The sequence below is a fragment of the Synechococcus sp. H55.10 genome, assembly GCF_047502715.1.
Lineage (GTDB): Bacteria > Cyanobacteriota > Cyanobacteriia > Thermostichales > Thermostichaceae > Thermostichus.
The window spans coordinates 16,532-39,724 of record NZ_JANSJJ010000124.1; the positions used below are offsets into that span (position 1 = coordinate 16,532).

The window sequence follows — 23,193 nt, forward strand, 5'->3', positions numbered from 1 at the left end:
GATAGCCGCATCCCCCCACTCTACCCTACGAAGGAGGGCGGCGGCGGCGCAAAAACTCGGGAATGTCCAAGCCCCCGGAAGCAGGGGGCTCAGGCTCAGGGGGCTGCCGAGGCGATGGCTCAGGGCTAGGAAAGGTGGGCTTGCGCGTCCCCACCCCCACCTTGTTGGCGACAGAGGCTTTGGGTGCAGAAGCGCTGGCGGCGGCCCGCGATCCGTCAAAACCAGTGGCGATGACGGTGATGCGCACCTCCCCTTGCATACGCTCGTCTTGCACGGTGCCGAAGATGATGTTGGCTTCTGGATCCACAGCCTCGGCGATGATCTCAGCAGCTACTGTGACCTCGTGCAATGACAGATCCAGCCCGCCGGTGATGTTAAAGAGCACGCCCTTGGCCCCCTCAATGGAAGTTTCCAGTAGGGGAGAAGACACGGCGGTAATGGCGGCTTCGCGGGCGCGGGACTTGCCGGATCCCATGCCAATGCCCATCAGGGCGGTGCCAGCATCGGCCATCACGCTGCGCACATCGGCAAAATCCACGTTGATCATGCCGGGGATGAGGATGATGTCGGAGATGCCCTGCACCCCCTGACGCAAGACATCGTCCGCGACGCGAAAAGCCTCGTGCACAGGAGTTTGCTCGGAGATCACCAAGAGCAGCTTGTCGTTGGGGATCACGATCAGGGTATCGACCGCCTCCTGCAGCGCTTGGATCCCCTCTTCGGCCTGCTTGGCGCGCCGCTTGCCCTCAAAGGAAAAAGGCCGCGTCACCACCCCCACCGTCAGGGCGCCGCTGGCCTTGGCAATCTGGGCAACCACAGGCGCTCCCCCTGTCCCTGTGCCCCCTCCCATGCCGGCGGCGATAAAGACCAAATCTGCCCCTTTGAGAGCTGCTGCAATTTCTTCGCTGGACTCTTCGGCGGCTTTCTGACCAATGGCCGGGTTGCCGCCTGCCCCCAGCCCGCGGGTTAACTTTTGCCCGATTTGCAGACGGCTCACCGTTGATGTCGAGCACTGCGCAAGGGCCTGAGCATCCGTGTTGATACTCCAAAACTCAACACCCTTGAGGTTGCTGGCCGCCATCCGACTGACCGCGTTGCCACCTCCCCCCCCTACGCCCACCACCTTAATTTTCGCGGCATTGCTCGGCATGTTCTCCTCTGGATGATCCGCCGCCTTGGTCTGGGCTCCGTTTCTCTCGTACTCGACCTGAGAGTCCTCCCCCACGTAGCGCTCACTCCAGGGGGAAGGCGTTGACTGGGCTTGCTCCAAACCCTGCCCAGGATTGGGGGGATGGAAGTCTGACCAATTGCTGGATGGCATGTCAGCCCTCAAGATAGCTTAATTCTGGCAAATATCGAGCATGCTAGCTGATTTAATATAAGGCAACTCTCCCCCGATGCCAACGGTGAAGACGTTTGTGGATCTTCATAGGCGGATGCAGCTTTCGTACTTTGCCTATGAATCTTCTCTCGCAGTTAAGCTTCCTCTTTTGTACAAGCGAGGTTCCTATCGAAGGGTATGTATTCCCGAACACCTAGTAGATAGATCCCAAATTAGGGCAAACTGTTGCTCCCAGCGCGCTTCGGTCGGAGCCGAGCTTGCGCTTGCCTAAAAGCTAACCTTGCGTTTTCTTTTCAGAGTATTCGATAATACTCACCCCTCCCAATTAGGGCCTGGCAGACCAACCGCCAATTTTTGCCGATTTTTAATGCTGAGGTTTGGGTATTCTACAAACTACCCGAAGGCTTCCGCGCCGAAAGAGTCAGGGGGAGGGTTGCCGTCAGGGATCCGCCCATGGGCTTAGAGCGGCTGCAAATGGATCTCCGCGTTCAGCCGCTGGGGCAGGGAAATTTTAAACACGTCCCCCTGATCCATTTCCTGGGCCGTCGTCATGCTGGCCAGGGCCTCTACCACTTCTTCGGAGTTGGCGGTCAGCACGACAACGGGGCGCTCGCCGGCGACGGGGAAATCGTGCCAGGTGCCGCGGTGCAGCAGCAGCCCGTGCCCAGGGGGGAATCGCAGGGCTTGCACTTTGTCGAGATCGGGGAGGGTTTTGGGATGGTTGGGGGGAGCCATCACCATGATGAACGGCTCCTGCCCCAGGCCGACAAACAACTGGGTCATGCGCAGGTGGCGCTCCAACCAGAGCACAGGCGGGTAGCCGGGCAGGATCTTGGCAGTGCGGATGACGGCCTTGCCGGTGTATTGAAAGTCAATGTTCTGCCCTTCTAAAACACGCCCCTGATAAAAAGGGATCCCCAACCCGGGATGGGCTACATCGTCCCCCAGCAGTTGGCCAAAGGGCCGCACATTTTCAGGGGTTGCCTCCACAATCGGCACCCGGACAACGGTGGTGGCAGTTGTGCTCATGGTTCTTGCTCTTTGTTCGCTTCAGAGTCCATTTAACTGGCCATCTTAATAAAAGCGACAGGTAAAGAAACGGTTTTCCCAGTAACGGTCTGGGCTTCCTCAGTTCCTGTTTATTTTTTGGGGCCTTGCGAGTTAAGCCACCGCTCGATGATGTGGTGAATTTGCCGGGCGGCAGTGCCGTCGCCGAAGGGGTTTTGGGCTTGAGCCATGCGGGCATAGGCCTGGGGATCCGTGAGCAATTCTCGGGCCGCCTGCAGGATTTTTTCGGGGTGGGTGCCCACCAGGCGGGCGGTGCCGGCGGCAACGGCTTCCGGGCGTTCGGTGGTTTGCCGCAGCACCAGCACCGGTTTGCCCAAAGCTGGCGCCTCTTCTTGAATGCCGCCGGAGTCGCTGAGAATGAAGGTGCAGCGCTGCATGGCGCTCACCCAGCAGGGATAGTCCAAGGGATCGGTGAGAAAAACCCGCTCCCGGGATCCCAACAGGGCCTGCAGGGGATCCCGCACCACCGGGTTGGGGTGGAGGGGCAACAGAAGGGCGGTATCGGGGAACTCGGCCAAAAGTTGCAGCAGGGCCTTGGCGATGGTTGTGAGGGGATCCCCCCAGTTTTCCCGCCGGTGCACGGTAACCAACAAAACCCGATAGCGCTCCCAGTCCAGGCCAGGGATGGGACAGGGGAGCCCGAGGGAGGCCACCTGCAGCAGGGCATCGATGACGGTGTTGCCGGTGCAGTAAATGGAGCCGACCACGTGGCTGCGCTTAAGGTTCTCCACCGCCTGGGGGGTGGGGGCAAAGTGCAGGCTGGCCAACTGGGAGATGAGGCGGCGATTGGCCTCTTCGGGGAAAGGATGGTAGAGATCATCCGTGCGCAGGCCGGCTTCCACATGCCCCACCGGGATGCGTTGATAGAAAGCGGCCAGAGCAGCAGCGAAGGCGGTGGTGGTGTCGCCCTGCACCAGAACCAGTTGGGGCTGGCGCTCCTGAAAATAAGGCTCAAGGCCGCGCAGGGTGGCTTCGGTGATATCGGTCAGGCTTTGGCGGGGACGCATGATCCCTAGATCCCGATCCGCCTGCAGGCCAAAAAGTTGCATCACCTGATCCACCATCTCCCGGTGTTGCCCGGTCAAGATTACCTCGGTGCGCAGATGGGGACTGGCGCGCAGGGCTTGGATCACCGGGGCCAGCTTGATGGCTTCGGGCCGCGTGCCCAAGATCACAGAAACCAGGGGAAGGGTGGCCATAGGTTTATGGGCAGCGGTTTCCCCAAGCTCACAAGCCGCCAGGATAGGGATTTTGCTCAGTCAGGCTGGGAGCAGAACCCGGAAGAGGTTGTGCTCTCTTGTTCACTTACCCCGATCTTAGCTCCCCAGCCACTCCGCTGATCGTTCACCGGATATGCCGGACAGAAAAAGGTTGACGGGATCCCCCTTTGGCAACTAGCCTAAAAAGGGCTGAAGAGATCCTCTTCAGGCTGTCCGGGTTGTTCCGGTTCAACTTTCTTGGAGGAAAACGTTCAACACCATGGACGCTTCTGGCAGTTGTAGCACTGGCCGGCAAGGATCGCTCTTCGGGGATCAAATCCTTGGAGACCTACATCCTACTGGTGTCTTCCTTTTTCCCGCTGACAGCTTCAGTCGTCGCTTGAGAGGATCCCGTTTCGCCAACGCGAAGGGGCAGGAGAGCTTTCTCAAATAGCTTCTGGCTTGGGTGGCTCTCTCGGTCGGCGACGAACAGATGGGCTGAGCAGAGCTCGACCTGAGCATCGGAAAAGGGAAAATCAGGAGTGCTTCAAAGGGGACTTCCCCTGGCTTTGGCTTTTGTAGGTGTTCGTGGGCCAGGGGATCCCTTTTATCGACTTGGGCTTTTGGGCTTCGAGTCGGGTCTAAGGCTTTGTGAGGCGTTCAGCTTCAGGGCTCCCATGAGCTTTGGAGCACGAGTTGGCCGTTGCCCTCCGGGTCTTTTATCCGGCTAACTTCAACCTTCGGAGGTTTGTTATGCGGCAAAACATGCTTCGCGATCTTCTCTCTCCCGCCTCTTTGGAAGCCGCCAAGCGAGCGGCCAATCGTGCCCCTATTGCCGAGCTGGTGCAGCAGTTAATGGAGATTTCTCCACGGCAGCGGGTTTTGGCTTTTCGCCTGTTGGAAAAAGACAAAGCTATGGCGGTATTTGAGTATCTGCGGCCCGAAGAACAGGCCGATCTCATCCGCAGCATGGAAGACCCAGAGGTGATCCGGCTGGTGGAAGCCCTACCCCCAGACGAGCGGGTGCGTCTATTTGAGGAGCTGCCGGCCAAAGTTACCAAGCGGCTGATCGCCAACCTCAGCCCAGAAGCCCGTGAAGCCGTGAATATCCTGCTGAACTACCCGGAGCGCAGTGCCGGTCGGCTGATGAACCTGCGCTACTTGGCGGTGCGCGATACCCTCACCGTCGGGGCCGCTTTGGCCAGCGTGCGCGACTCCCAACTGGGGGACGACGAGCTGGATGTCATCTTTGCGGTCGATGACCAGCGGTTCTACAAAGGTCTGGTGCGCACCGTGCGGCTGGTGAAAGTGGATCCCGACCTACCCATTCGGGAGCTGATCGAAGGATCGGATATTGTTGCTCGGGTTACCGATCGAGATTTGCAAGCAGCCCGCCTGCTTAAGGATTCCGGCTTGCCGGCCATTCCGGTGGTAGACAGCGAAGGGCGCTTGGTGGGGGATATCACCTTTGAGGATGTGATCAACTTGGTGGAAGAGGAGGCTACGGATGCGGCTTTGGCCCAGGCCGGGGTGGCTAGCTTGCTCAGCCGCGATAAGGTGTGGAGCGAGCGGCTGGTCAAGGGATCCCGCTGGTATTCTGTGCGTTTGCGCCTCACTTTTTTGATCATCACCCTGATCGGCGGCATGTTGGTGGGGGGAGTGATTGAAACCTTTGAGGAAGTGTTGCAGGCAGTTACAGCGGCGGCTGTTTTCATCCCGGTGATCATGGATATGGGCGGCAATGTTGGCACCCAATCCACCACCATCTTTGCCCGTGGTCTCGCCTGGGGCCATATCAACGTGAAGCAGTTTCTTGGCTACTTGCTGCGAGAAGCCAGTATTGGCGGCATTATTGGTGTCATTCTAGGGGTTGCGGCTGGGGTGATTGCTTACTTCTGGCAGGGAGCACCGAATGGGATCCCACAGTTGGGTCTCGCAGTGGGCCTATCTATGGCCATTGTGTTGACTTTGGGAGCTTTTCTGGGGGCGATTCTGCCCTGGATCCTCTTAAAGCTGGGCTTTGACCACGCTCCCGGGGCAGACCCTTTCATCACCACCATCAAAGACTTCACCGGTCTCTGGGTGTATTTCACCCTGGTAGCTTGGCTGGTCGGCGTTGAAGTCGAGCTCTGAGGCCGCTCTTTTCCCCTTGCAGTCCAACTTCGGCTCCCAGGCTACCCCCGGCCTGGGGGAGCTGGTTTGAGATTGAATCCGATTATTCGTTCAGGAGGTGTGCCATGACCTTGAAAGCTCCTTCCACCACAGCTCAGTTCCGGTTGCTGCTGCAGCGCTACGCCCATCGAGTCAGCATAACCTGCGCTTTAGAAACAGGTGGTAAGCTGGCCCCAGAAGTGGCCTTTGCTCAACTGGAAACCCTCTGGCAGGCTCTGGAACAGGCGGCCAAAGCCCTTGGGATCCCAGATGTAGCCGACTAGCCCTCACTCCTCCACGAGAACTGGAGCCTGACCTATGACCTGGATCGACTTCACCTTCCGCCTAACGGTTGCTTTTATTTTGGGATCCCTCATCGGGTTGGAGCGACAGTGGCGGCAGCGCATGGCCGGCCTGCGCACCAACACCTTGGTGGCCACCGGTTCAGCCTTGTTTGTCATGCTCTCAGTTCTCACTCCTGATGAAAGCAGCCCGACCCGCATTGCTGCCCAGGTGGTGTCGGGGATCGGCTTTTTGGCCGGGGGCGTCATCCTCAAAGAAGGGGCCAGCGTGCGCGGCTTGAACACCGCTGCCACCATCTGGTGTGCGGCTGCCGTGGGAGCCTTTGCCGGGGCGGGGTATATTCCCCAAGCCGCTATTGGGGCAGGAGCTGTGCTGATTTCCAATATTCTGCTGCGCCCCCTGGGCTACCGCATCAACCAGCAGCCCCTCAAAGGCACAGAACTGGAACTGGTCTATGAGTGTTCATTTATTTGCAAAAGCCATGCGGAAGCCCACCTGCGCGCTCTGCTGCTGCAGGGCATAGCCCCTTCCCATCTCAAATTGCGAGCTCTCTACAGCGAAGATCTGGAGAACAAGCCCGACCTCGTTAAAGTCGAAGCGGAGCTGGTTACTCAAACCCGCGATGACCAGGCTCTAGAACAGGTTGTCAGCCGCCTCAGCTTAGAGCCAGGAGTGATTACTGCCCGCTGGCGGATCATCGAACAGGAATTTGGATAATCCGAACTTTTTCTCCCGACTTCATGGAAGTTCTATAGCCAAAAGGCAGAATGTGACCAGCTCAACACAGAGCGGACCCTTGGGATATGAGGCGAGAGGAGATTTTGTAGTCCAAGCGGAAGCAGATCCTATAGTTGTGGTTATTTCAAACCCGACTACACTCCTCGGTGCTCCGCTTCACTGATGCAACAAACTGTTTCATGACCATTTGAAATAACTACAATCGTTTACCCTAACAATTCCCAACTGGTTACCAACGCAAACAGCAGAAACAAGCCGCCCCCCACCCAATGCACAGCCCGTTCAGAGATGTGGGCTGCTAAGAAGCGACCACCCACCACCGCCAACCCCACCATCAGCCCATGGCCGAGGGTGGCCCCTGCCCAGACACTCAATCCCGGATGGGTGGCTGCTAAAGAAACGGTAGCAATCTGAGTTTTGTCCCCGAACTCGGCCAAGGCGGTCAGGCTAAAGGCCTCCCACACAACAGCCCAAGCCCCGCCGTGGCCAGCACCTTTTGCTTCGGCTTGCTCCACCAGTCTGAGGGCTTCTTCCTCTTCTTCCTTCTCCTGCTGGGGAGTCATTTGGTAAGCTTGCCAGAGCATTCTTAGTCCAAAAGCCGCGAAAACTCCAGCCGATAGCACTCGCACACCCAGGGGTGGCAGCAGCTTAAAAAGCACTTTCCCGGCCACCACCGCCAGCAAGGTCATAGCGGCCAAAGCCAGCCACGTTCCCAAAAAAACCCAGCGGCGCGGGTGGCGCATAGCCAGAATCAGGGGGGTAAAAAAGGTCTTGTCCCCAAATTCCGCTACCGTGACCAATAACAAACTGGACGCAAAACCAGCCCACATTGTTTAGCCTCCAACCTCTCTTGTGTGTGGAATTGGCTCACACCCGGAGGCGAAGGCTGGAGAAGTCAGACGGACTCACCAAGCTCACCTCCGCGTGAACTCAGTGAAAGTCTCGTCACCAAAGCAAGATCCTCTGCTTGCCTTGTCTCTTGCACCGGGCTGTTTTCAGCCAGTATGTCGATGCAGAGGGCGGTAAGCCGCCTGACTACTCCCTTTCCAGCCTGAATGGTAGCATGCTCAGCTCATCAAGAAAAGCTCTCCGTTCGCGCCCGTAGCCCTTTGGGATCCCTGACATGCCGTGCCTTGCCGATGTTGATGCTGCTTCCCGCAACTATGCAGGAGAGACAGGTTATCATGGTCACGGTTCAAGAAAAAATCAGGAGAAGACCACGTGGATGCAAAGCTAGTCTTGGTGGGGGTTGCTCTTGCCCTCTCTTTGGCAAGTTTTTACTTCGGCACCCGCAACGGCTTTTACGACACCGACAAATATCACGGCAATGGCTCCGCCCACTAGAGCTGAGCACTGGTTTTTTCTTGGTATTTTTTCATGGATCCCTTGCCCAGAAGAGCTTCCCGCCAGAATACAGGCGATGCTGGAGAGGGCTGGGTGCGGCAATATCTGTGTCAGCAAGGCTGGCAGATCCTGGCTCAGCAATGGCGCTGCCGTTGGGGTGAGTTGGATCTGGTTGCCCACAGAGCAGATGTGCTGATTTTTGTAGAAGTGAAAACCCGCAGCCCCGGTAGCTGGGATCAAGGTGGGCTTTTGGCGGTTGCGATCCCCAAGCAGCGACGCTTGATCCGAGCTGCCCAGGCCTTCTTGAGTCAGCATCCTCACTTTTGCGAATTGTCTTGCCGCTTTGATGTCGCCTTGATAGAGCGCCGGTCCTCTCAAGAAGGGGCAAGCTATGTGTTGGTTGATTACCTGGAAGCAGCTTTTGAGATTTTTTGAGGCCAACTCACCTTGCTTGTCAAGACTACCGGCCTCAATAGGATCATCCAAGTGGCTGATGTGTGGCGGCCCTGGCCTATTTTTTTCTGGCCAGGAAGATCATGGTTAGTTAGACCGCGAAAAGAGAGTCTTCCCCCGGATCCCTTTCCGTTCGCGCTAGCGGGCCGTAGGCCTTGGATGGGATACAAGATTGGCCCAGACGACCGACCACCGAAAACAGCTCCGCTTGTTCCACTACGCCCTTGAAGCGCCCTTCTCGATCTACAACGGCGATGGGAACTTCTCGATCCCAGTAGCGAAATAGCTCCTCCAAGCTGGTGGAAGCCTGAACTTGAGGAAAGTCTGTCCGCATTGCTGTGTGGATATCTTCCTCTCCTGCCTGTAGAGCCTGTTCCAGAGACGCCGGAGATAAAACCCCCACAGGACGCCCCTGGCGATCCAATACATACAGAGTGCTGAGATCATGCTCGCGCATTTGGGCAGCCGCAGCCGAAAGAGAGTCCCTGCCCAAAATGAGGTATAGGGTTTTGCGGGTAATGGCTCCGGTTTTCAAAACCTGGGCCCGGTTCACCTCCTGGACAAAATCGGCCACGTACTGATCTGCCGGTCGGGTGAGAAGCTCTGCCGGGGATCCCACCTGAACCAAAGCCCCATCCCGCATGATCGCCACCCGATCTCCGATTTTCAGGGCCTCTTGAATGTCGTGGGTGATAAAGACGATGGTCTTTTGAAAGCGCTCTTGTAAACTCAGCAGCTCCTGCTGCATTTCACGGCGAATCAAGGGATCCAAAGCGCCAAAGGCTTCGTCCATGAGCAGAATATCGGGATCGGTGGCCAGTGCCCGCGCCAAGCCCACCCGTTGCTGCATGCCCCCGCTGAGATCGGCAGGATAACGATCCGCCCATTCTCTGAGGCCCACGATCTCCAGCATTTCCAGCCCTCGCTGCCGCCGGATTTGGGGCTCCACCCCTTGAATTTTCAGCCCATACTCCACGTTTTCCAAGACGGTGCGATGGGGAAAGAGGGCGAACTTTTGAAACACCATGCCCATGGTTTGGCGGCGGATCTGGCGCAAACGACCGGGGCCGACCTGAAGAATATCCTCACCATCCACCTCGATTTTCCCACTGGTGGGTTCGATCAGCCGATTCAGACAGCGCACCAAAGTGGATTTGCCGGAGCCGGAGAGGCCCATGATGACAAACAGCTCCCCCTGATCAATGGTCAGAGAGACGTCGTTGACGGCTAGAACATGGCCGGTACGCCGAAAGAGAGTTTCCCGATCCAGCCCCTGCCGCACTTGGGCCAAGGCTGCTTGGGGATTGGAGCCGTAGACTTTGGTCAGATGTTCAATACGGATTTTGGGGATCTTGGGTCGATTTTGGGCCTCACGAGCACTCATGATGGATGATGTTCTTTAACAAACACGGTCATTCTAGAAAAGTTTTAGCTAATCCGCCGAGAAGCCCCGCTCTGTACCCGTAGGGTCAGAGCCGCTTGGGAGAGGCGGGAACATCCCAGTTGTGAATAGGTATAATACTCCCATCATGAGAACTGCTTACCAGTACCGCTTGCGTCCTACTCCCAGGCAAGTCGCCTGGATGGACGGCTGGCTTGAGCCGCTGCGTAGGCAGTATAACTATCGCTTGGCAGAACGCTTCCGCTGGTGGGAGCAAAATCGCTGTGACATTCATGCTTGCTCCTTAACGGTCTGTCACCTGCCCCAGTTGAAAGACCAGCCCACCTTCTACTCCCAAAAACGAGACTTGGTCAATACCAAGGTCCTGGTTCCCGTTCGCGCTAGCGGGACGGAGTCCTTGGGGTTTGTGATCAAAACGGCAACCCTCACCCGCAAGGTTGATGGGTGGTACGTGACCTTGAGTTTGCAGGCTCCGTCTGTCCCTGAATTGAACCCTGACACCCCAGCGTGGGAAAACACAATTGGGATAGACCTGGGCCTTGATGATTTTTTGGTAACGGATAGCGGGGAATCGGTTAAGGTGCCCCGACATTATCGACGGACGGAGAAGAAGCTGAAGCGGTTGCAAAAGGCCATATCCAGGCAAAAGAAAAGGTCAAACCGTTACAAGAAAGCGGTGAAACGCCTGGCCAAGGTGCACCAGAAACTGGCCAACCAGCGCCGAGATTTCCACCACAAAACCGCCCACAAACTTGTGCAGACAAGGAAGCACATAGCCCATGAGGCGTTGAACATCAAAGGTCTGGCCAGGACAAGGTTGGCCAAGTCTGTCCATGATGCCGGTTGGGGTCAGTTCCTGCAAATTCTGGCAGCCAAGGCCGAGAGAGCTGGGTTGCTGACCATTGCAGTGGATCCCCGCGGCAGCAGCCAAGAGTGTTCAGGGTGCGGTCGAGATGTGCCCAAAAAGCTAGATGAGCGGTGGCATGATTGTCCGCATTGCGGGTTGAGTATTGGCCGAGACCAAAACTCGGCACTCATTATTAAATCCAGAGCGGTGGGGCGTCCCGTTCTTAAAGCTCAGGAAATGTCCTGCTATCGCGCAGGAGTCACTGTTCGCGAAGCGGGACGTAGTCCTTGAAGCCCGCACTCTATGCGTCAGCATGAGTGCGGGAGTACGTCACGTACTCCCTTTTCCCCTGTTGGGAGAGGAGAGTCCGAGCAACGTTCCAATAACGCCCAAACGGCCAGAGATCTCAGCCAAGTTCGCGCTGCCTGCGCATTCGCCACTGCTGCCAGCGTTGCCAGGCCCAGCCAATCGGCCCGCGCCGATACCAAAAGCGCTGAAAGTCTGCTTGCCCAACCCGTTGGGTGACCCGATCCAGCAGAATGGCCAGCAACAGGATCCCAAGCCCGCCGGTGGCCGCCATGCCCACGTTGAGGCCGTTGAGACCCCGCAGCACCACCAGCCCCAGCCCCGGCACCGCGATCATGGAGGTAACCACCGACATGCCCAGGGCAAAAAGCACGGTTTGGTTAACCCCGGCCAAGATGGTGGGCATGGCCAGAGGGATCTGAGTTTCCCAGAGGATCTGCTGGGGAGTAGCACCGAAGGCCAAAGCTGCCTCCACCACCTCTTCGGGCACCTGTCGGATGCCCAAGTTGGTCAGGCGAATCAGGGGCGGTAAGGCATAGATCACCGTGGCAATCACGCCGGGCGCCTCTCCGATGCCGAAGAGCATAACTACCGGCACCAGGTAAACAAACACCGGCAGGGTCTGCATCGCATCCAAGAGCGGGCGCAACAGCTTCTCAAAGGGATCCGACCAGGCACACAGCACCCCCAGCGGGATCCCGAGAAGCAGGCAGATGGCAACAGCCGTCAGCACCAAAGACAGAGACACCATCGCCGGCTGCCAAGCGCCGACAAAGCCGATGAGGCTGAGGGCCAAAAAGGCGAAGATCCCCACCTGGCGACCCGCCAGTTGCCAGGCCACCGCCGTCAGAGTTGCCAGCACCACCGTTGGAGGGGTAGCGAGAAGGAGGTGCTGCAGGCTGCGCAGCAAGCTGTTGATGGGCAACCGCAATGTCTGAAACACAGGCCGAAAGTGGGCAACCAACCATTGGACGCCGTTGCTGACCCAGCTTTCCAAGGGGATGCGCACCTGATCAAAGGGATCCAGCAGGCCACTCCAGAGCAGAGTGAGATCCGCCATTACCTGACCACCTGCCTCGCCTGCTGCAGCCAACGGTCGAAGAGCTGACGATTTGCCGCAATCCATTCCAGCGCATGACGGCGGATATCCTCAGGGGATCTCTCTCCGTCGTGAACCCGCTTTTGCTGAGCATTCACATCCTCGATGGGGATGGAAACCAGCTCCAGCCACCGCCGCGCCACTGGGTTGTCCCGCAGATAGTCTGCCCGCGCCACCACTCGAATGCGATCTACCGCAAAGCCCAAATTGCGGCCATCCACGAGGGTGTTAACCGTGCTGACATCCGCCTGCTCCGCCGGCAAGCTGGTGAAGGGCACCTCTAGCCAGGCAACATTCTCGCCGGGCTTCAGGAAAGCTCCTGCCCAATGGGGGGAATAGGCATAGGCCAAGATGGGCTCCCCCTGTTGCAGACGGGTGATCGTGTCGGCGATCAGAGCGTCATATTCCCCCTGCACAAACTGGACGGTGTCGGTTAGCTCATAAACTTTTAGGTGATGTTCGGTAACCGCCGCACAGCCCCAGCCGGGGTTGCACCCCACCAAGTCGGCCTTGCCGTTGCCATCGCTGTCGAAGAGGCGGGCAATTTGGGGATCGCGCAACTGCCCCAGATTTTGGATGCCATGGGCTTCTGCAGTCGCTTTGTCGATCAAATAACCCTGCACCGTATTGTCCACCAACACCCCTACCCGCTGCAGCCGCTCTTCACCGCCATTGTTCACAATCATCGGGTAGTTCAGGTTTTCCCAATGGGCCGTGAGAAAATCTACGTCGTTGCTGGCCAGAGCGGCATGGGCCAAAGCCACCTGAAGCTGTTGCGTGGGCTCAACCTGATAGCCCAGTTCCCGCAACCCCTCGTTGATGATCTCGGCCAAAAATAGCGAGTAAAAATTGGTCGAGGCAGCAGGCCGGATCACCTTACCCTCTGCCCCGGCTCTCCTCTGAGAAAAGACCGGCGATGAAGCTGGGGATCCCATTACAAAGGCCAACCCCAAACTCAACAGGACGGCAGAGCGGCCCAGCGAAAACAAACTCTTAACCATTGCCAAACAAGCTCCAAAGTGCAAGATGACACCGATGCGTCTTGGAATGCTTAACCCAGAGATTTCCAGTTTTTAACTGATTTTTAACCATCTCTTGACTTGCATTTTTGTTGATCGGCATCGCTGTGCTGAGCCGATCTTAACAGCTTTGCGATGCAGCCCTCAGACACGACAGGCAAGATTTGCATCAAGACTGTAAGCAGGAAGAATTTTTACTCAAAAGCTGGGTCTACAGCCCCGTCTTTTTGAGGATTGGGCCCATGTATGCAAAACAACCAAGTGGGGATCCCTCAGCAGCTTGAAGCACTGTCAAGTTGGGAAGGATTGGAAGCCGATCCATTCCCATTTGGGATGGCAGGATCCCCGGCTCTTTTCTGCGCGCCCAGAAGCGGCAACGGATGCGGGCTGGGTTGCGAGCTTGGCGTAGGGATCCCGTGGCTGTGGCAGAGCCTGGGGCAAGCTGGTATAAGATTTTCTTTCCCCGCCATCCCAGGTAGATAGCATGAAAGCACACGAGTTCTGGGCTCGCACCGACAGCCAAGGTCAACTGATTTTGCCTGTGCAGGCGCAGGAACAATTGCCCAAAAATCAACTTGTGCGGGTGCTGGTGTTGGTGGATGAGGGGGAGCCGGCAGATTCTTCACAAGAGCAGCAGCCCACCGCCTCATCAGACGAGGAGCATCTTGGGTACGGAGACACCGTTCCCTACGACGGCATTTAAGTTCACCTGAGTTCACCTCAAAGCGCGCTGTCAACAGAGGGGATCTTGGCCGGACAGCCGCCAGCGGTTCAGGCGGGAGACGCACCGCGAGCGCTCCGGGCCGCTTCCCTCCCCTCCGCCCTCTCTCAGGGGGAGAAGGAAGTTAAGAGCTCCGCCCCGCCGCCGCGATCAGCTCTGCTTGCAACCGTTCCTGGGCCGCCTGCAAAGCCTCTGCCAGTTTCTCCGGTTGCTTGCCACCGGCTTGGGCCAAGTTGGGCCGTCCGCCACCGCCCCCCCCGGTGAGTTTGGCGATCTCGCCGATGAAGGAGCCTGCCTTCAGGCCAAGTTGCTGCACCGCCGGGCTAAAGGCGGCCACTAGGCTGACCTTGCCGGCTTCCGGCACCGAGCCCAGCACCACCGCCCCTTGCCCCAGCTTGTGGAGCAGATGCTCGGCGGCGGTTTTGAGGGCCTCGGCGGGGGTGGATCCCAGTTCCGCCACCAAGATCTTGAGATCTCCGACGGCAGCCGCCGCGGACAACAAACGTTCGGCCTGCAGCAAAGCCAACTGGCTGCGCACCTCCTCCAGCTCTTTTTGGGCGGCCTTCAGCTCCGCCTGCAGGGCGGCGACCCGCTCCGGCAGTTCCTGGGGCTTGGCCTTGAAATGGGCGCTCAGCTCCCGCACCACCTTGTCCCGCTCGTTCAGGTATTCCAGCACCGCCGGCCCGGCCACAGCCTCGATGCGACGGATCCCGGCAGCCACCCCGGTCTCGGCGATGATCTTAAACAGGCCGATCTCGGCGGTGTTGTTGACATGGGTGCCACCACACAGCTCCATCGAAACGCCCGGAAAGTCGATCACCCGCACCTCGGCGCCGTATTTTTCCCCGAACATGGCCACGGCTCCTTTGGCTTTGGCCTCCGTTAAGGGCATGATGGCCACCTGAGCCGCATGGGCCTCGGCAATCCAGGTGTTCACCAAGTTTTCAACCTGTTCCAGCTCCGCGGGGGTGACGGGTCGGGAGAGGGTGAAATCAAAGCGCAGCCGGTCAAAGGCCACCAGGGATCCCGCCTGGCTGATGGAGGGATCGACAATTTTTTTCAGGGCTGCCTGCAGCAGGTGGGTGGCGGTGTGGTGGGCCTGGGCGCGCCGCCGACAGGCCAAGTCGATCTGAGCTTGCACCGGATCCCCCACCCGCAGGATCCCGCGTTCTACCCGGCCAAAGTGAACAAACAGATCCCCTTGCTTTTGCACATCTTCCACGCGCACCAGCAAGCCGTCGCCGGAGAGGTAGCCACGGTCGCCGATTTGCCCGCCAGATTCGGCATAGAAAGGGGTGCGATCCAAGACAATCTGCACCGCTTGCCCTGCCTCCACTTGGGGCACCGATTTTCCTTCCACCAACAGGGCCTCGACCACGCCGCGGGCAGAAGATTGGCTGTAGCCCAAAAACTCTGTTTGGCTGAGAAAATCGGCCAGCTCGTCCAGGGATCCCTGGGCCGTCAGGTCGATGGTCTGGTGGGCGGCGCGGGCCCGCTGCCGCTGTTTCTCCATCTCTTGCTCAAAGCCCTCTAGATCCACGCTGAAGCCGCGTTCCTGGGCAATTTCTTGGGTCAGCTCCAGCGGGAAGCCGTAGGTATCGAAGAGCTTGAAAGCGTCGGCACCGGAGATCTGCTTTGGCGAGCCGCCGTTGCCAGGGGAAGATTCGACGGCAGCAAACAGATCCAGCAGCAGCCGTTCCCCCCGCTCCAGGGTCTTGAGAAATTGCTCCTCTTCCCGCTGCAGCTCGGTTTTGATCAGGGTTTCTCGCTCCCGCACCTGAGGATAGGCAGCCTCGGCCAACTGAATCGCGGTCTCTACCACCGGAATGGTAAAAGGCTCGCCGATCCCCAAGAGCCGCCCGTGGCGCACCATCCGCCGGATCAGCCGCCGCAGCACATAGCCCCGATCCACATTGGAAGGAAGCACCCCATCGGCAATCAAATGCATCACCGCCCGCGCGTGATCCCCGATCACCTTCAGGGAGATCTGCTGCTCTGGGTCGGCCTTGGCGTAGTTCAGCCCGGCGATCCCAGCCGCCGTTTGAATGATGGGAAAGATCAAGTCGGTCTCGTAGTTGTTGGGCACCCCCTGCAGCACCTGGGCCAGCCGCTCCAACCCCAGGCCGGTGTCGATGTTTTGCTTGGCCAGCGGCATCAAGTGACCCTCGCTATCCCGGTTCAGCTCCATGAACACCAGGTTGTAGATCTCCAGGAAGCGGGAGTCATCCTCCAAATCGATCCGCTCATCCCCCAGCTCCGGCTTGAAGTCGTAGTAGATCTCAGAACAAGGGCCGCAAGGGCCGGTGGGGCCGGCAGCCCAGAAATTGTCCGCTTCTCCCAGGCGCTGGATGCGGTGGGCCGGGATCCCTACTTCATCTCGCCAGAGGGCAAAAGCCTCTTCATCTTCGTGAAAGACGCTCACCACCAGCCGTTCCGGCGGCAGGCCGAACACCTCCGTCACCAGCTCCCAGGCCCAGACAATGGCCTCTTTTTTGAAGTAGTCGCCGAAGCTGAAGTTGCCCAGCATCTCGAAGAAGGTGTGGTGGCGTGCCGTTCGCCCCACATTCTCGATGTCGTTGGTGCGCACACATTTTTGGGCGGTTGTAACCCGCGGGTACTCTGGATCCCGATGTCCCAAAAAGATCGGCTTAAAGGGCAACATGCCGGCAATGGTCAGCAGCACCGTCGGATCTTCCGGCACCAGGGAAGCGCTGGGCAACACCTGATGGCCCCGCTGGGCGTAGAAGTCCAGAAACGTTTGTCGAATGGCAGCACCGGAAAGAGCTGGAAACATGACAGGGCAGGATGGGTGTATTTATCAATTCTAAGTTTTCTGCCTGCGGGGCAGTCTAGCCCTTGTTGTCTTGACCTTGTTTCCCCCGCCCTCATCCGCGGAAAACTAAGCGATTTCTCCGATTATCCCCAGGGGGGGCAGACGCTAGAATCAGCCTAGCTGAGGCAGTTGTGCAAAATTTGTTTCTCCTTGGTCTAACCTGTATGTATCTATCACAACTGGCCTGTCCAGTTCTCGGCTCTGTGTCGGTTGTCCGGATCGCCAGCCGGTAACCCCAAAGGTATGTCCAACTGCTACTGCCTTAACCCTGCCTGCTTGCAACCGGAAAACCCGGCCGACGCCTCCACCTGTGCCGCCTGTGGCCATCCCCTTCTGCTGCGCAACCGCTACCGGGCCTTCAAGCGCATCGGCCAGGGGGGATTTGGCGCTACTTTCTTGGCCCGCGATGAGGACATGCCTTCCAAACCTTGGCGGGTGATCAAGCAGTTGCGCCCGGTCGAGGGATCCCCGCAACTGGCCAAGTTGGCGGAGGAGCTGTTCAATCGCGAGGCCCAAGTGTTGGAGCGCCTCGGCGAACATTCCCAGATCCCCAAGCTCTACGCCCACTTCCAGGAAGGTGGCAAGTTCTACCTGGTGCAGGAATTTATCCAGGGCATTACCCTCTCGCAGGAAATGCGTCGCCATGGGCCCTTTTCGGAAGCACAGGCCCGGCAGGTGATGCAGGAGGTGCTGCTGATCCTCAGCTATGTCCACAGCCACAACACCGTTCACCGCGACATTAAGCCAGCCAACCTCATTCGCCGCAAGGAGGATCAGCGGCTGGTGTTGATCGACTTTGGAGCTGTGAAGGAGCTGGGGCCAGCCCAGGAGCAGACGGCGGAGGTGACTGCGATCCGCTCCCTTGGCTTTTCTCCCCCAGAGCAAGTGGCCGGCCAGGCGGTCGGTCCCTCCAGCGATCTCTATGCTCTGGCGGCTACCTGTATCAACCTGATGACGTTGCAATCTCCGGCCAGGTTTTATAACCATGAGACGGGGGAGTGGGATTGGTCGGATTGCCTACAGCTCAGCCCCGAATTCGACGCCATTTTGCATCGCATGTTGCAGCCGGCCATCAACCAGCGCTTTGCCACCGCTACCGAGGTTTTGCGGGCGTTGCAAGGGATCCCGGTGGAGAAGGTAGGCGGCCCCATCTCCCAGCCCATTGTGCTGTCCGACTCTCCCCTGTCTCCAGGCTCCTCGGTGATCTCCGGCTATTGGGCCAAGCACCGCTCCGGCGGTTTCTCGCCCACTCCTCTCCCTCAGTCCAGCGCGGGGGGAATGACGGGCGGCAGCCCGGTAGCCATCCCCTCTGAGTGGGGGAGCAGCACCGGTTTCGCCCAAGTGAGCCGAGCCAGCAGCATCACCAGCGGCGGGCGGATCAAGCCGGCCACTCCACCGCGGATCCCTTCCATGGCGGGGGCCGATCTGCGGGGAAAGTCCTTTGCCAACCAAAACTTAGCCGGTTACGATTTGCGCCAGGCTGATCTGCGTGGAGCCGATTTCTCAGGGGCCAACTTGCAGGGGGCGGATCTGCGCGGCATCCTCTTCAACACCCCTCAACCCTATTGGCTGCAGGTTTTGGGTCGACTGTCTGGATCGGCCAAGACGTTGGGAGGGATCCTGGCGGGCTTAGGGGGGCTGCTGGGCTCGGGTATCCTGGCCTTTTTGCTGGTCCGCCTGACCACGGGTGATTTGGTTTATGCGTTGGGAGCGGCTGGGATCGCTTTTTTGGTGGCCAGCTCGGTGCTCTGGTCTGTGACCGGTAGGGTTCGTTTGGCTCGCCATCCAGAAGACCAGAGCAAGCGCTTTACCAACTTTTGCAAAGCCGATCTGCGGGGGGCACGGATGGACGAGAAGCTGCGGAAGTTTGCCCGCCGACAGGGGGCCATCTTGAGTTGACAGGGGGTGGCAGAGCGGGGATCCGGCTTTGTGATAAGTGTCATTAAGCCGGGGAGGCCCCTCTGCGAAGGGATTGGTTGACCTGTTCTGTCAGAGCTCGGCAGGCCACGGTTTTGCCCTGCTGCCGATTCCCAACTTGGTCGTAAAAGACAATGCCATCAGCCCGGGAAAAGCCCAACGCCAAGAACAACAGCTCCAAAACCCCAAAAGACACAGTCTCCAACTCCGGCGCTCGCTCCCTCAGCTCCGCCAGGGTGGCCTGGGCGTCTTCCAGGTGGCCGAAAGCCGGGATCCACACATGGCTGACCGGTTCGCCTCCCGGCGAGGACTCTGTCTGGTCGGGCTTTTCTACCACCCGCACCGTCAGCCAGCCGCCATCGGGGTAGCGCAAGGTGGTGTATTGCAGGTGATCCAGATGTTGGGCCACCTGGGTGAGCACATCCGCCACCTGTTGCATCACCGCTGCTGGGATCCCATTTTGCGGAGCGCTATCCACAAGGGCTGCGGCCTGCCCTGCCAGACTCACCACCATGATTGACAACAATCCTCATCCAGATTCAAAATAGATATTCGCAGCGATTGGGGCTGTAGTTCAATTGGTTAGAGCACCGCCCTGTCACGGCGGAAGTTGCGGGTTCGAGCCCCGTCAGCCCCGTACTCCCGAACACACTCTAACCTAGGAAGTTTCCTGCAGTCTCGTTATGGCCACGCAGCGCTGACCGCTCCCAGGCTCTTTTCCCTCGCTTGTAGGAGGGTGGCTGCATTCCCCCAAAGACCGGAAGCAGCGGGATGTTTTCCTTTGGAATGACCATGGGCAGGGCGTGTTGCAAACGGCATCGGCAATGTAGATAGGGCCATCGTAGGTTTGAATTGTGTCTGCGAGGAGCCGGTTCCCTTCCCGTTAGCGGGCCGTAGGCCCTAAACGTTGCAGGATGCAGCTAAGACCAGATCTGGCGGATGGGCAAGGTAAAGCCGGGTAGCACCTCTTCCCCTGAGAGAGTTTGCGGGTCTTCCAGCAATTCCGGCGCCTTCCCTGCCCGGTAGATCATCGCCCGCTTGCCCTTGGGATCCAGCAGCCATCCCAGCCGGCAGCCGTTGTCCATGTACTCCTGCATCTTGGCCTGGGTTTGAGTCCAAGAGTCGGTGGGCGAGAGGATCTCCACCACAAAATCGGGGCACAAGGGCAGAAAGCCCTGACGGGCTTCCGGATCCAAAGCTTCCCACTTCTCAATCGGGATCCAGGCTAAATCGGGAGAGCGGTCGCTGCCCGAAGGCAGAGAAAAGCCGGTGGAGGAATCAAATGTTTTGCCCCGGCCCGATTGCCGATTCCAAAGAGTTAGATCTGTGGTGATCTCGGCGCTCCAGTGGCCCGTTTCTCCCCCGGTTGGAGACATGATGACCAGCTCTCCTTGGGCAGTGCGTTCCAACTTCAGCTCAGGATTAGCGGCACAAAGCCGGATAAAATTCGCCCGCGTCAGGGTTATCAAAGGGCTTAAATTGAGCGTCAAAGTCGTCATGGCAGGAATTGGGCGTTTATTTGTCTATTGTCTATAAATTGCAGGGCGTTTTGCCTTGGAGACCGACAGGCGAGCTAGCGACCGGCCCTTTGTTCGCCAGCAAATTGGGGTAGACTGCTGCCGAGCAGGGGATCCTGAATCAAAAATTAAGCGACGACTTTTTTGAATCTTCGCCCCACGGGATCCCTGCCGCCACAGTTTCGGACTCACCTGGAGCCGAACTACCGCACCTCAGACCCGATGTACAAGCTCAACTTGGCCCTAGAAGAATTGCCCCGCTACACCGCGGCCCCTGCTGAAGTGCCCCTAGAAGTGGTCGGTTCTGCCACGACTGCACAAGAATGAGAGCACCTCACCCATCAAACTGTTTATTGCTTGGTACTTTTCGGGTGGAGCTGCAAGAATGGCTGCCTCAGATTGCACATATGTAGATGGCAACAGTTCGTCGCGGCAGTGGGAGACAAGCTCTTGCGCCGCTTCTGGCGTGGTTTCCAAGTGAAACTGGAGGCCGATCACTGAGCGCCCAAGCTGAAAGGCCTGGTTCTCACAGCCTTCGCTCTTGGCAAGGTGAATTGCACCGGGTGGCAGCTCAAAAGTTTCCCCGTGCCAGTGGAAAACCTCAATTGAGGGCGAGAAGCGAAAGGTTAGCTCATCAGGGGGCTGTACCCCTTGTACCGGCCACCAACCTATTTCCTTAACGGGATTTGGAAACACTCGGCTACCCATTGCGCTGGCAATCAGTTGTGCCCCCAGACAGATGCCCAAAACCGACTTACCGGCCTCAATGGCATTGCGGATAAACCCCTTCTCCTGCACTAGCCAAGGAAACGCCCTTTCATCATTGGCGCTCATAGGGCCGCCCATGACGATGAGCATGTCAAATTCATCCAGGCTAGGCAATCTCGTCGATTCAAAAAACTTTGTGCCCGTTACCGGATATCCCTTGGCTTTGAGCCAGGACTCTATGTAGCCGAGACCCTCAAACGGCACATGTTGTAAGTAGTAGGCACGCATACTGATTTCAATGACTAACACCGCAGTCCAGCATAGCTCCTGGGATTCCCTTGCTGGCAGTGCTTCCGGGATTAGTAAGGTCAAGTTTCCCAAGGCTGAAGTTCTTCTCGATCTGCCGATTGCGTCGTGCTTGGGGATCCCTAAGCGGTCACTGCTTCCGGTTTTATCTCTGCTAGGAGTAAAGAGTAGACGAGATGGGATCCCTTCTCATCACCCACAAGCTATCAGGGCTGGCAACATAACGGTATGCCGCTCTCTTCTTGCTCGCGCTGTACAGCCGGTCAGCAAGCTCCGTAATCTCCAAATGTAACGCAAGCCGTTCTAGCCAGGCGACAGGAATTCCTTGTACACCATAGTACGCTCCTGCCACTTGCCCACATACCGCAGCGGTTGTGTCGGCATCGTCGCCTAGATTTGCCGCCATGAGAACCGCTTCCTCAAAACTGTGGGAACGAACGAAACACCACATCGCCGCTTCCAGACTGTCCACCACATACCCGGAGCCGCGTATCTCATCTTCCGGCTTTTGACAGTAGGCTCCACGGGCAATCGCAACGATCTTCTCGGCCCCCACGAATGTCTGGCTGTCACCCAGAGCAACCTCATCCTTTGAGCTACCAGATAACGCCCGACAAATGATCCGCGCCAAAAGACGACAAGCGTCTAGGCATTCCGCCGCACCGTGAGTAACTCGGGAACTCTCCGCTGCAAATCGTTCTGCTGCTTGCAGGTCCGGGAAGAAGAACATAGGAATCGGCGCTAACCGCATTATGCATCCATTGCCGGCTAAGCGCGGATCGCTTGACCCGGCAAAGGGGTTTCCTGTCTGGCGAAACCTGCGCAATGCAGAGGTGGTCGTAGAACCTATGTCGAAGCATGTCCCAGTACTGCTCAAGTAACCCGTCTCGGCCCACTTGCAATAACGCCTCATTTGATCATGAGCGTCGAACCCGTTGCACTCAGCAAGGCTGGTTGCCAGGCAAAGCGCCATCGAAGTATCATCAGTCCACTGGCCTGCACGGAGATGGAATGGACCTCCGCCGACCATATCCGTCAGCGGTGTAAAGCTTCCCCGTGGGCGAAACTCAACGGTAGTGCCGATAGCATCCCCAACGGCAAGACCGAGAAGACACCCGCGGAAACGGTCTTGTCGCTGCATCTGTGTTCTCCCAAGTGGGGTAACGTTTGAGCTCAGTCCGCGGCCCGTCAGGGCCGTCGCGCCTGCAGCGATGAGTTAGGAGTACTCAATATCTATTAAAACCTTTCCTTTACTACCAGCACCAACATTCACTTTTACCCCCTCAATGGGGACATCTAGATGGAAGCCTGCCTGCTCATCCATCATAATTTTCATCCGCTTTGCCCCGTGTTCTTTGCCCGCCTTGATTAGGTCAACGGCTACCTTCGATTGCTTCTCTACGGCTTTCCCAGGTTCTAGAAAATCGAAGACCTTATCAGCGATCCAAAAGAACGGAGCATAAATTTGGCCAAGAACAGGAATTTCAAGGAGATCTTTGATTGCGCTCCGAAAGCCATCTCTTGTTGTCAGGTCATAGTTGCTTTTCATAACTGGCACTTTGTCGGAAGGACTCCTATCAGTTGAACTCACCCGCCGTCAATGACTTAGAGTGCTGAAGATAGCCTAGCATCCAGTCGGGTGCAGTGATTTGTTATATTATGTAAATTTTTCGCTATTCGCCTCTACTACCCACCAACCCCAGCGCCCCCTCACCAACAACCTTTGGAGCAGGTCAGTGATGCTCTCCGAGTCAAGCACTACTCCTACCAGACTGAGAAATTTTATCTTCAGATCCGTCGATATATCTTGTTTCACAACAAGCGACACCCCAAGGAGATGGGTGGCGAGCAGATCAATGCCTTCTTAACCCACTTAGCGGTGGAGGAGAGGGTGGCGGCGTCCACGCAGAACCAAGCTCT

The 23,193-nt window shown here is 57.9% G+C and carries 23 protein-coding genes and 1 tRNA gene; 11 read left to right on the top strand and 13 right to left on the bottom strand.

Annotated features, from left to right (window positions below; all coding sequences use genetic code 11):
* Positions 1-25 precede the first annotated feature (25 nt).
* From ftsZ to wecB, 3 genes are all read right to left on the bottom strand, one after another.
* On the bottom strand, positions 26-1,150 hold the full coding sequence (gene ftsZ, locus NW858_RS08280; protein WP_414520273.1) for a cell division protein FtsZ: 1,125 nt from the start codon (positions 1,148-1,150) through the stop codon (positions 26-28).
* Positions 1,151-1,801: 651 nt separating this feature from the next.
* On the bottom strand, positions 1,802-2,371 hold the full coding sequence (locus NW858_RS08285) for an ureidoglycolate lyase (RefSeq protein ID WP_414336795.1): 570 nt from the start codon (positions 2,369-2,371) through the stop codon (positions 1,802-1,804).
* Between the two features lie 110 nt (positions 2,372-2,481).
* Positions 2,482-3,609 carry a non-hydrolyzing UDP-N-acetylglucosamine 2-epimerase gene (wecB, locus tag NW858_RS08290; protein ID WP_414335074.1) on the bottom strand — a complete coding sequence of 376 codons (1,128 nt, stop codon included), beginning with the start codon at positions 3,607-3,609 and terminating at the stop codon, positions 2,482-2,484.
* A gap of 753 nt (positions 3,610-4,362) precedes the next feature.
* On the opposite strand from wecB, the gene mgtE reads away from it, so the two are divergent.
* The 3 genes from mgtE (at position 4,363) to NW858_RS08305 (ending at position 6,780) form a co-directional block, all read left to right on the top strand.
* Positions 4,363-5,742 (top strand): magnesium transporter, encoded by a 1,380-nt coding sequence (gene mgtE, locus NW858_RS08295; protein WP_414335073.1) that lies wholly within the window; start codon positions 4,363-4,365, stop codon positions 5,740-5,742.
* 104 nt (positions 5,743-5,846) lie between these two features.
* Positions 5,847-6,044, top strand: coding sequence for a hypothetical protein (locus tag NW858_RS08300; protein ID WP_414336799.1), 198 nt, complete (start codon positions 5,847-5,849; stop codon positions 6,042-6,044).
* Positions 6,045-6,078: 34 nt separating this feature from the next.
* A complete protein-coding gene (locus NW858_RS08305; protein WP_414335071.1) occupies positions 6,079-6,780 on the top strand; it encodes an MgtC/SapB family protein in 702 nt (233 codons plus the stop codon).
* A gap of 227 nt (positions 6,781-7,007) precedes the next feature.
* On the opposite strand, the gene NW858_RS08310 is transcribed toward NW858_RS08305, so the two are convergent.
* On the bottom strand, positions 7,008-7,631 hold the full coding sequence (locus tag NW858_RS08310; protein ID WP_414509244.1) for a TMEM165/GDT1 family protein: 624 nt from the start codon (positions 7,629-7,631) through the stop codon (positions 7,008-7,010).
* Between the two features lie 391 nt (positions 7,632-8,022).
* Between NW858_RS08310 and NW858_RS08315 the strand changes: the two genes are divergently transcribed.
* Both NW858_RS08315 and NW858_RS08320 read left to right on the top strand, forming a co-directional pair.
* A complete protein-coding gene (locus tag NW858_RS08315) occupies positions 8,023-8,145 on the top strand; it encodes a hypothetical protein (protein WP_414335069.1) in 123 nt (40 codons plus the stop codon).
* A gap of 33 nt (positions 8,146-8,178) precedes the next feature.
* A complete protein-coding gene (locus NW858_RS08320) occupies positions 8,179-8,580 on the top strand; it encodes a YraN family protein (RefSeq protein WP_414336802.1) in 402 nt (133 codons plus the stop codon).
* A 109-nt stretch (positions 8,581-8,689) separates the two neighbouring features.
* Here NW858_RS08320 and NW858_RS08325 read toward each other — a convergent pair whose 3' ends face one another.
* Positions 8,690-9,982, bottom strand: coding sequence for a quaternary amine ABC transporter ATP-binding protein (locus tag NW858_RS08325; RefSeq protein WP_414335067.1), 1,293 nt, complete (start codon positions 9,980-9,982; stop codon positions 8,690-8,692).
* A 145-nt stretch (positions 9,983-10,127) separates the two neighbouring features.
* Here NW858_RS08325 and NW858_RS08330 point away from each other — a divergent pair, with 145 nt between their 5' ends.
* Complete coding sequence (locus NW858_RS08330; RefSeq protein WP_414520270.1) at positions 10,128-11,138, top strand: RNA-guided endonuclease InsQ/TnpB family protein; 1,011 nt, start codon at positions 10,128-10,130, stop codon at positions 11,136-11,138.
* 115 nt (positions 11,139-11,253) lie between these two features.
* Here the strand turns inward: NW858_RS08330 and NW858_RS08335 are convergent, their stop codons facing one another.
* Together NW858_RS08335 and proX are read right to left on the bottom strand one after the other, a co-directional pair.
* Positions 11,254-12,213: an ABC transporter permease gene (locus NW858_RS08335; RefSeq protein ID WP_414335065.1), complete on the bottom strand. Its 960-nt coding sequence runs from the start codon at positions 12,211-12,213 to the stop codon at positions 11,254-11,256.
* On the bottom strand, positions 12,213-13,253 hold the full coding sequence (gene proX / locus NW858_RS08340) for a glycine betaine/L-proline ABC transporter substrate-binding protein ProX (protein WP_414349064.1): 1,041 nt from the start codon (positions 13,251-13,253) through the stop codon (positions 12,213-12,215). The genes NW858_RS08335 and proX overlap by 1 nt, the downstream gene beginning before the upstream one ends.
* A 502-nt stretch (positions 13,254-13,755) precedes the next feature.
* Here proX and NW858_RS08345 point away from each other — a divergent pair.
* Entirely contained in the window at positions 13,756-13,974 is a 219-nt protein-coding gene (locus NW858_RS08345; protein ID WP_414334313.1) for a hypothetical protein, read from the top strand.
* Positions 13,975-14,116: 142 nt separating this feature from the next.
* Here the strand turns inward: NW858_RS08345 and alaS are convergent, their stop codons facing one another.
* Positions 14,117-16,786 (bottom strand): alanine--tRNA ligase, encoded by a 2,670-nt coding sequence (alaS, locus tag NW858_RS08350; RefSeq protein WP_414349066.1) that lies wholly within the window; start codon positions 16,784-16,786, stop codon positions 14,117-14,119.
* Between the two features lie 282 nt (positions 16,787-17,068).
* Between alaS and NW858_RS08355 the strand changes: the two genes are divergently transcribed.
* On the top strand, positions 17,069-18,724 hold the full coding sequence (locus NW858_RS08355) for a protein kinase domain-containing protein (RefSeq protein ID WP_414334317.1): 1,656 nt from the start codon (positions 17,069-17,071) through the stop codon (positions 18,722-18,724).
* 43 nt (positions 18,725-18,767) lie between these two features.
* Here NW858_RS08355 and NW858_RS08360 read toward each other — a convergent pair whose 3' ends face one another.
* Entirely contained in the window at positions 18,768-19,256 is a 489-nt protein-coding gene (locus NW858_RS08360; RefSeq protein ID WP_414334319.1) for a hypothetical protein, read from the bottom strand.
* A 49-nt stretch (positions 19,257-19,305) separates the two neighbouring features.
* Here NW858_RS08360 and NW858_RS08365 point away from each other — a divergent pair.
* A tRNA-Asp gene (locus NW858_RS08365) sits at positions 19,306-19,379 on the top strand.
* Positions 19,380-19,662: 283 nt separating this feature from the next.
* On the opposite strand, the gene NW858_RS08370 is transcribed toward NW858_RS08365, so the two are convergent.
* Positions 19,663-20,241: a Uma2 family endonuclease gene (locus tag NW858_RS08370; protein WP_414334321.1), complete on the bottom strand. Its 579-nt coding sequence runs from the start codon at positions 20,239-20,241 to the stop codon at positions 19,663-19,665.
* A 162-nt stretch (positions 20,242-20,403) separates the two neighbouring features.
* On the opposite strand from NW858_RS08370, the gene NW858_RS08375 reads away from it, so the two are divergent.
* The gene (locus NW858_RS08375) at positions 20,404-20,586 is read left to right on the top strand and encodes a hypothetical protein (RefSeq protein ID WP_414369186.1); all 183 of its coding nucleotides are present in this window, start codon (positions 20,404-20,406) and stop codon (positions 20,584-20,586) included.
* Here NW858_RS08375 and NW858_RS08380 read toward each other — a convergent pair.
* From NW858_RS08380 to NW858_RS08390, 3 genes are all read right to left on the bottom strand, one after another.
* Positions 20,548-21,276 (bottom strand): type 1 glutamine amidotransferase, encoded by a 729-nt coding sequence (locus tag NW858_RS08380; protein ID WP_414349067.1) that lies wholly within the window; start codon positions 21,274-21,276, stop codon positions 20,548-20,550. The genes NW858_RS08375 and NW858_RS08380 overlap by 39 nt on opposite strands.
* 151 nt (positions 21,277-21,427) lie before the next feature.
* Positions 21,428-22,414 carry an ADP-ribosylglycohydrolase family protein gene (locus NW858_RS08385; RefSeq protein ID WP_414520271.1) on the bottom strand — a complete coding sequence of 329 codons (987 nt, stop codon included), beginning with the start codon at positions 22,412-22,414 and terminating at the stop codon, positions 21,428-21,430.
* A 75-nt stretch (positions 22,415-22,489) separates the two neighbouring features.
* A complete protein-coding gene (locus NW858_RS08390; protein WP_414334327.1) occupies positions 22,490-22,822 on the bottom strand; it encodes a hypothetical protein in 333 nt (110 codons plus the stop codon).
* A gap of 174 nt (positions 22,823-22,996) precedes the next feature.
* Here NW858_RS08390 and NW858_RS08395 point away from each other — a divergent pair.
* On the top strand, positions 22,997-23,193 hold a 197-nt coding region (locus tag NW858_RS08395), incomplete at its 3' end, for a site-specific integrase (protein WP_414520272.1).

What these genes read in the sequence shown, in the direction of transcription:
- ftsZ (WP_414520273.1), bottom strand. Translation starts at nt 1,150, where the DNA reads ATGCCGAGCAATGCCGCGAAAATTAAGGTGGTGGGCGTAGGGGGGGGA.
- NW858_RS08285 (WP_414336795.1), bottom strand. Translation starts at nt 2,371, where the DNA reads ATGAGCACAACTGCCACCACCGTTGTCCGGGTGCCGATTGTGGAGGCA.
- wecB (WP_414335074.1), bottom strand. Translation starts at nt 3,609, where the DNA reads ATGGCCACCCTTCCCCTGGTTTCTGTGATCTTGGGCACGCGGCCCGAA.
- mgtE (WP_414335073.1), top strand. Translation starts at nt 4,363, where the DNA reads ATGCGGCAAAACATGCTTCGCGATCTTCTCTCTCCCGCCTCTTTGGAA.
- NW858_RS08300 (WP_414336799.1), top strand. Translation starts at nt 5,847, where the DNA reads ATGACCTTGAAAGCTCCTTCCACCACAGCTCAGTTCCGGTTGCTGCTG.
- NW858_RS08305 (WP_414335071.1), top strand. Translation starts at nt 6,079, where the DNA reads ATGACCTGGATCGACTTCACCTTCCGCCTAACGGTTGCTTTTATTTTG.
- NW858_RS08310 (WP_414509244.1), bottom strand. Translation starts at nt 7,631, where the DNA reads ATGTGGGCTGGTTTTGCGTCCAGTTTGTTATTGGTCACGGTAGCGGAA.
- NW858_RS08320 (WP_414336802.1), top strand. Translation starts at nt 8,179, where the DNA reads ATGGATCCCTTGCCCAGAAGAGCTTCCCGCCAGAATACAGGCGATGCT.
- NW858_RS08325 (WP_414335067.1), bottom strand. Translation starts at nt 9,982, where the DNA reads ATGAGTGCTCGTGAGGCCCAAAATCGACCCAAGATCCCCAAAATCCGT.
- NW858_RS08330 (WP_414520270.1), top strand. Translation starts at nt 10,128, where the DNA reads ATGAGAACTGCTTACCAGTACCGCTTGCGTCCTACTCCCAGGCAAGTC.
- NW858_RS08335 (WP_414335065.1), bottom strand. Translation starts at nt 12,213, where the DNA reads ATGGCGGATCTCACTCTGCTCTGGAGTGGCCTGCTGGATCCCTTTGAT.
- proX (WP_414349064.1), bottom strand. Translation starts at nt 13,253, where the DNA reads ATGGTTAAGAGTTTGTTTTCGCTGGGCCGCTCTGCCGTCCTGTTGAGT.
- NW858_RS08345 (WP_414334313.1), top strand. Translation starts at nt 13,756, where the DNA reads ATGAAAGCACACGAGTTCTGGGCTCGCACCGACAGCCAAGGTCAACTG.
- alaS (WP_414349066.1), bottom strand. Translation starts at nt 16,786, where the DNA reads ATGTTTCCAGCTCTTTCCGGTGCTGCCATTCGACAAACGTTTCTGGAC.
- NW858_RS08355 (WP_414334317.1), top strand. Translation starts at nt 17,069, where the DNA reads ATGTCCAACTGCTACTGCCTTAACCCTGCCTGCTTGCAACCGGAAAAC.
- NW858_RS08360 (WP_414334319.1), bottom strand. Translation starts at nt 19,256, where the DNA reads ATGGTGGTGAGTCTGGCAGGGCAGGCCGCAGCCCTTGTGGATAGCGCT.
- NW858_RS08370 (WP_414334321.1), bottom strand. Translation starts at nt 20,241, where the DNA reads ATGACGACTTTGACGCTCAATTTAAGCCCTTTGATAACCCTGACGCGG.
- NW858_RS08385 (WP_414520271.1), bottom strand. Translation starts at nt 22,414, where the DNA reads ATGCAGCGACAAGACCGTTTCCGCGGGTGTCTTCTCGGTCTTGCCGTT.
- NW858_RS08390 (WP_414334327.1), bottom strand. Translation starts at nt 22,822, where the DNA reads ATGAAAAGCAACTATGACCTGACAACAAGAGATGGCTTTCGGAGCGCA.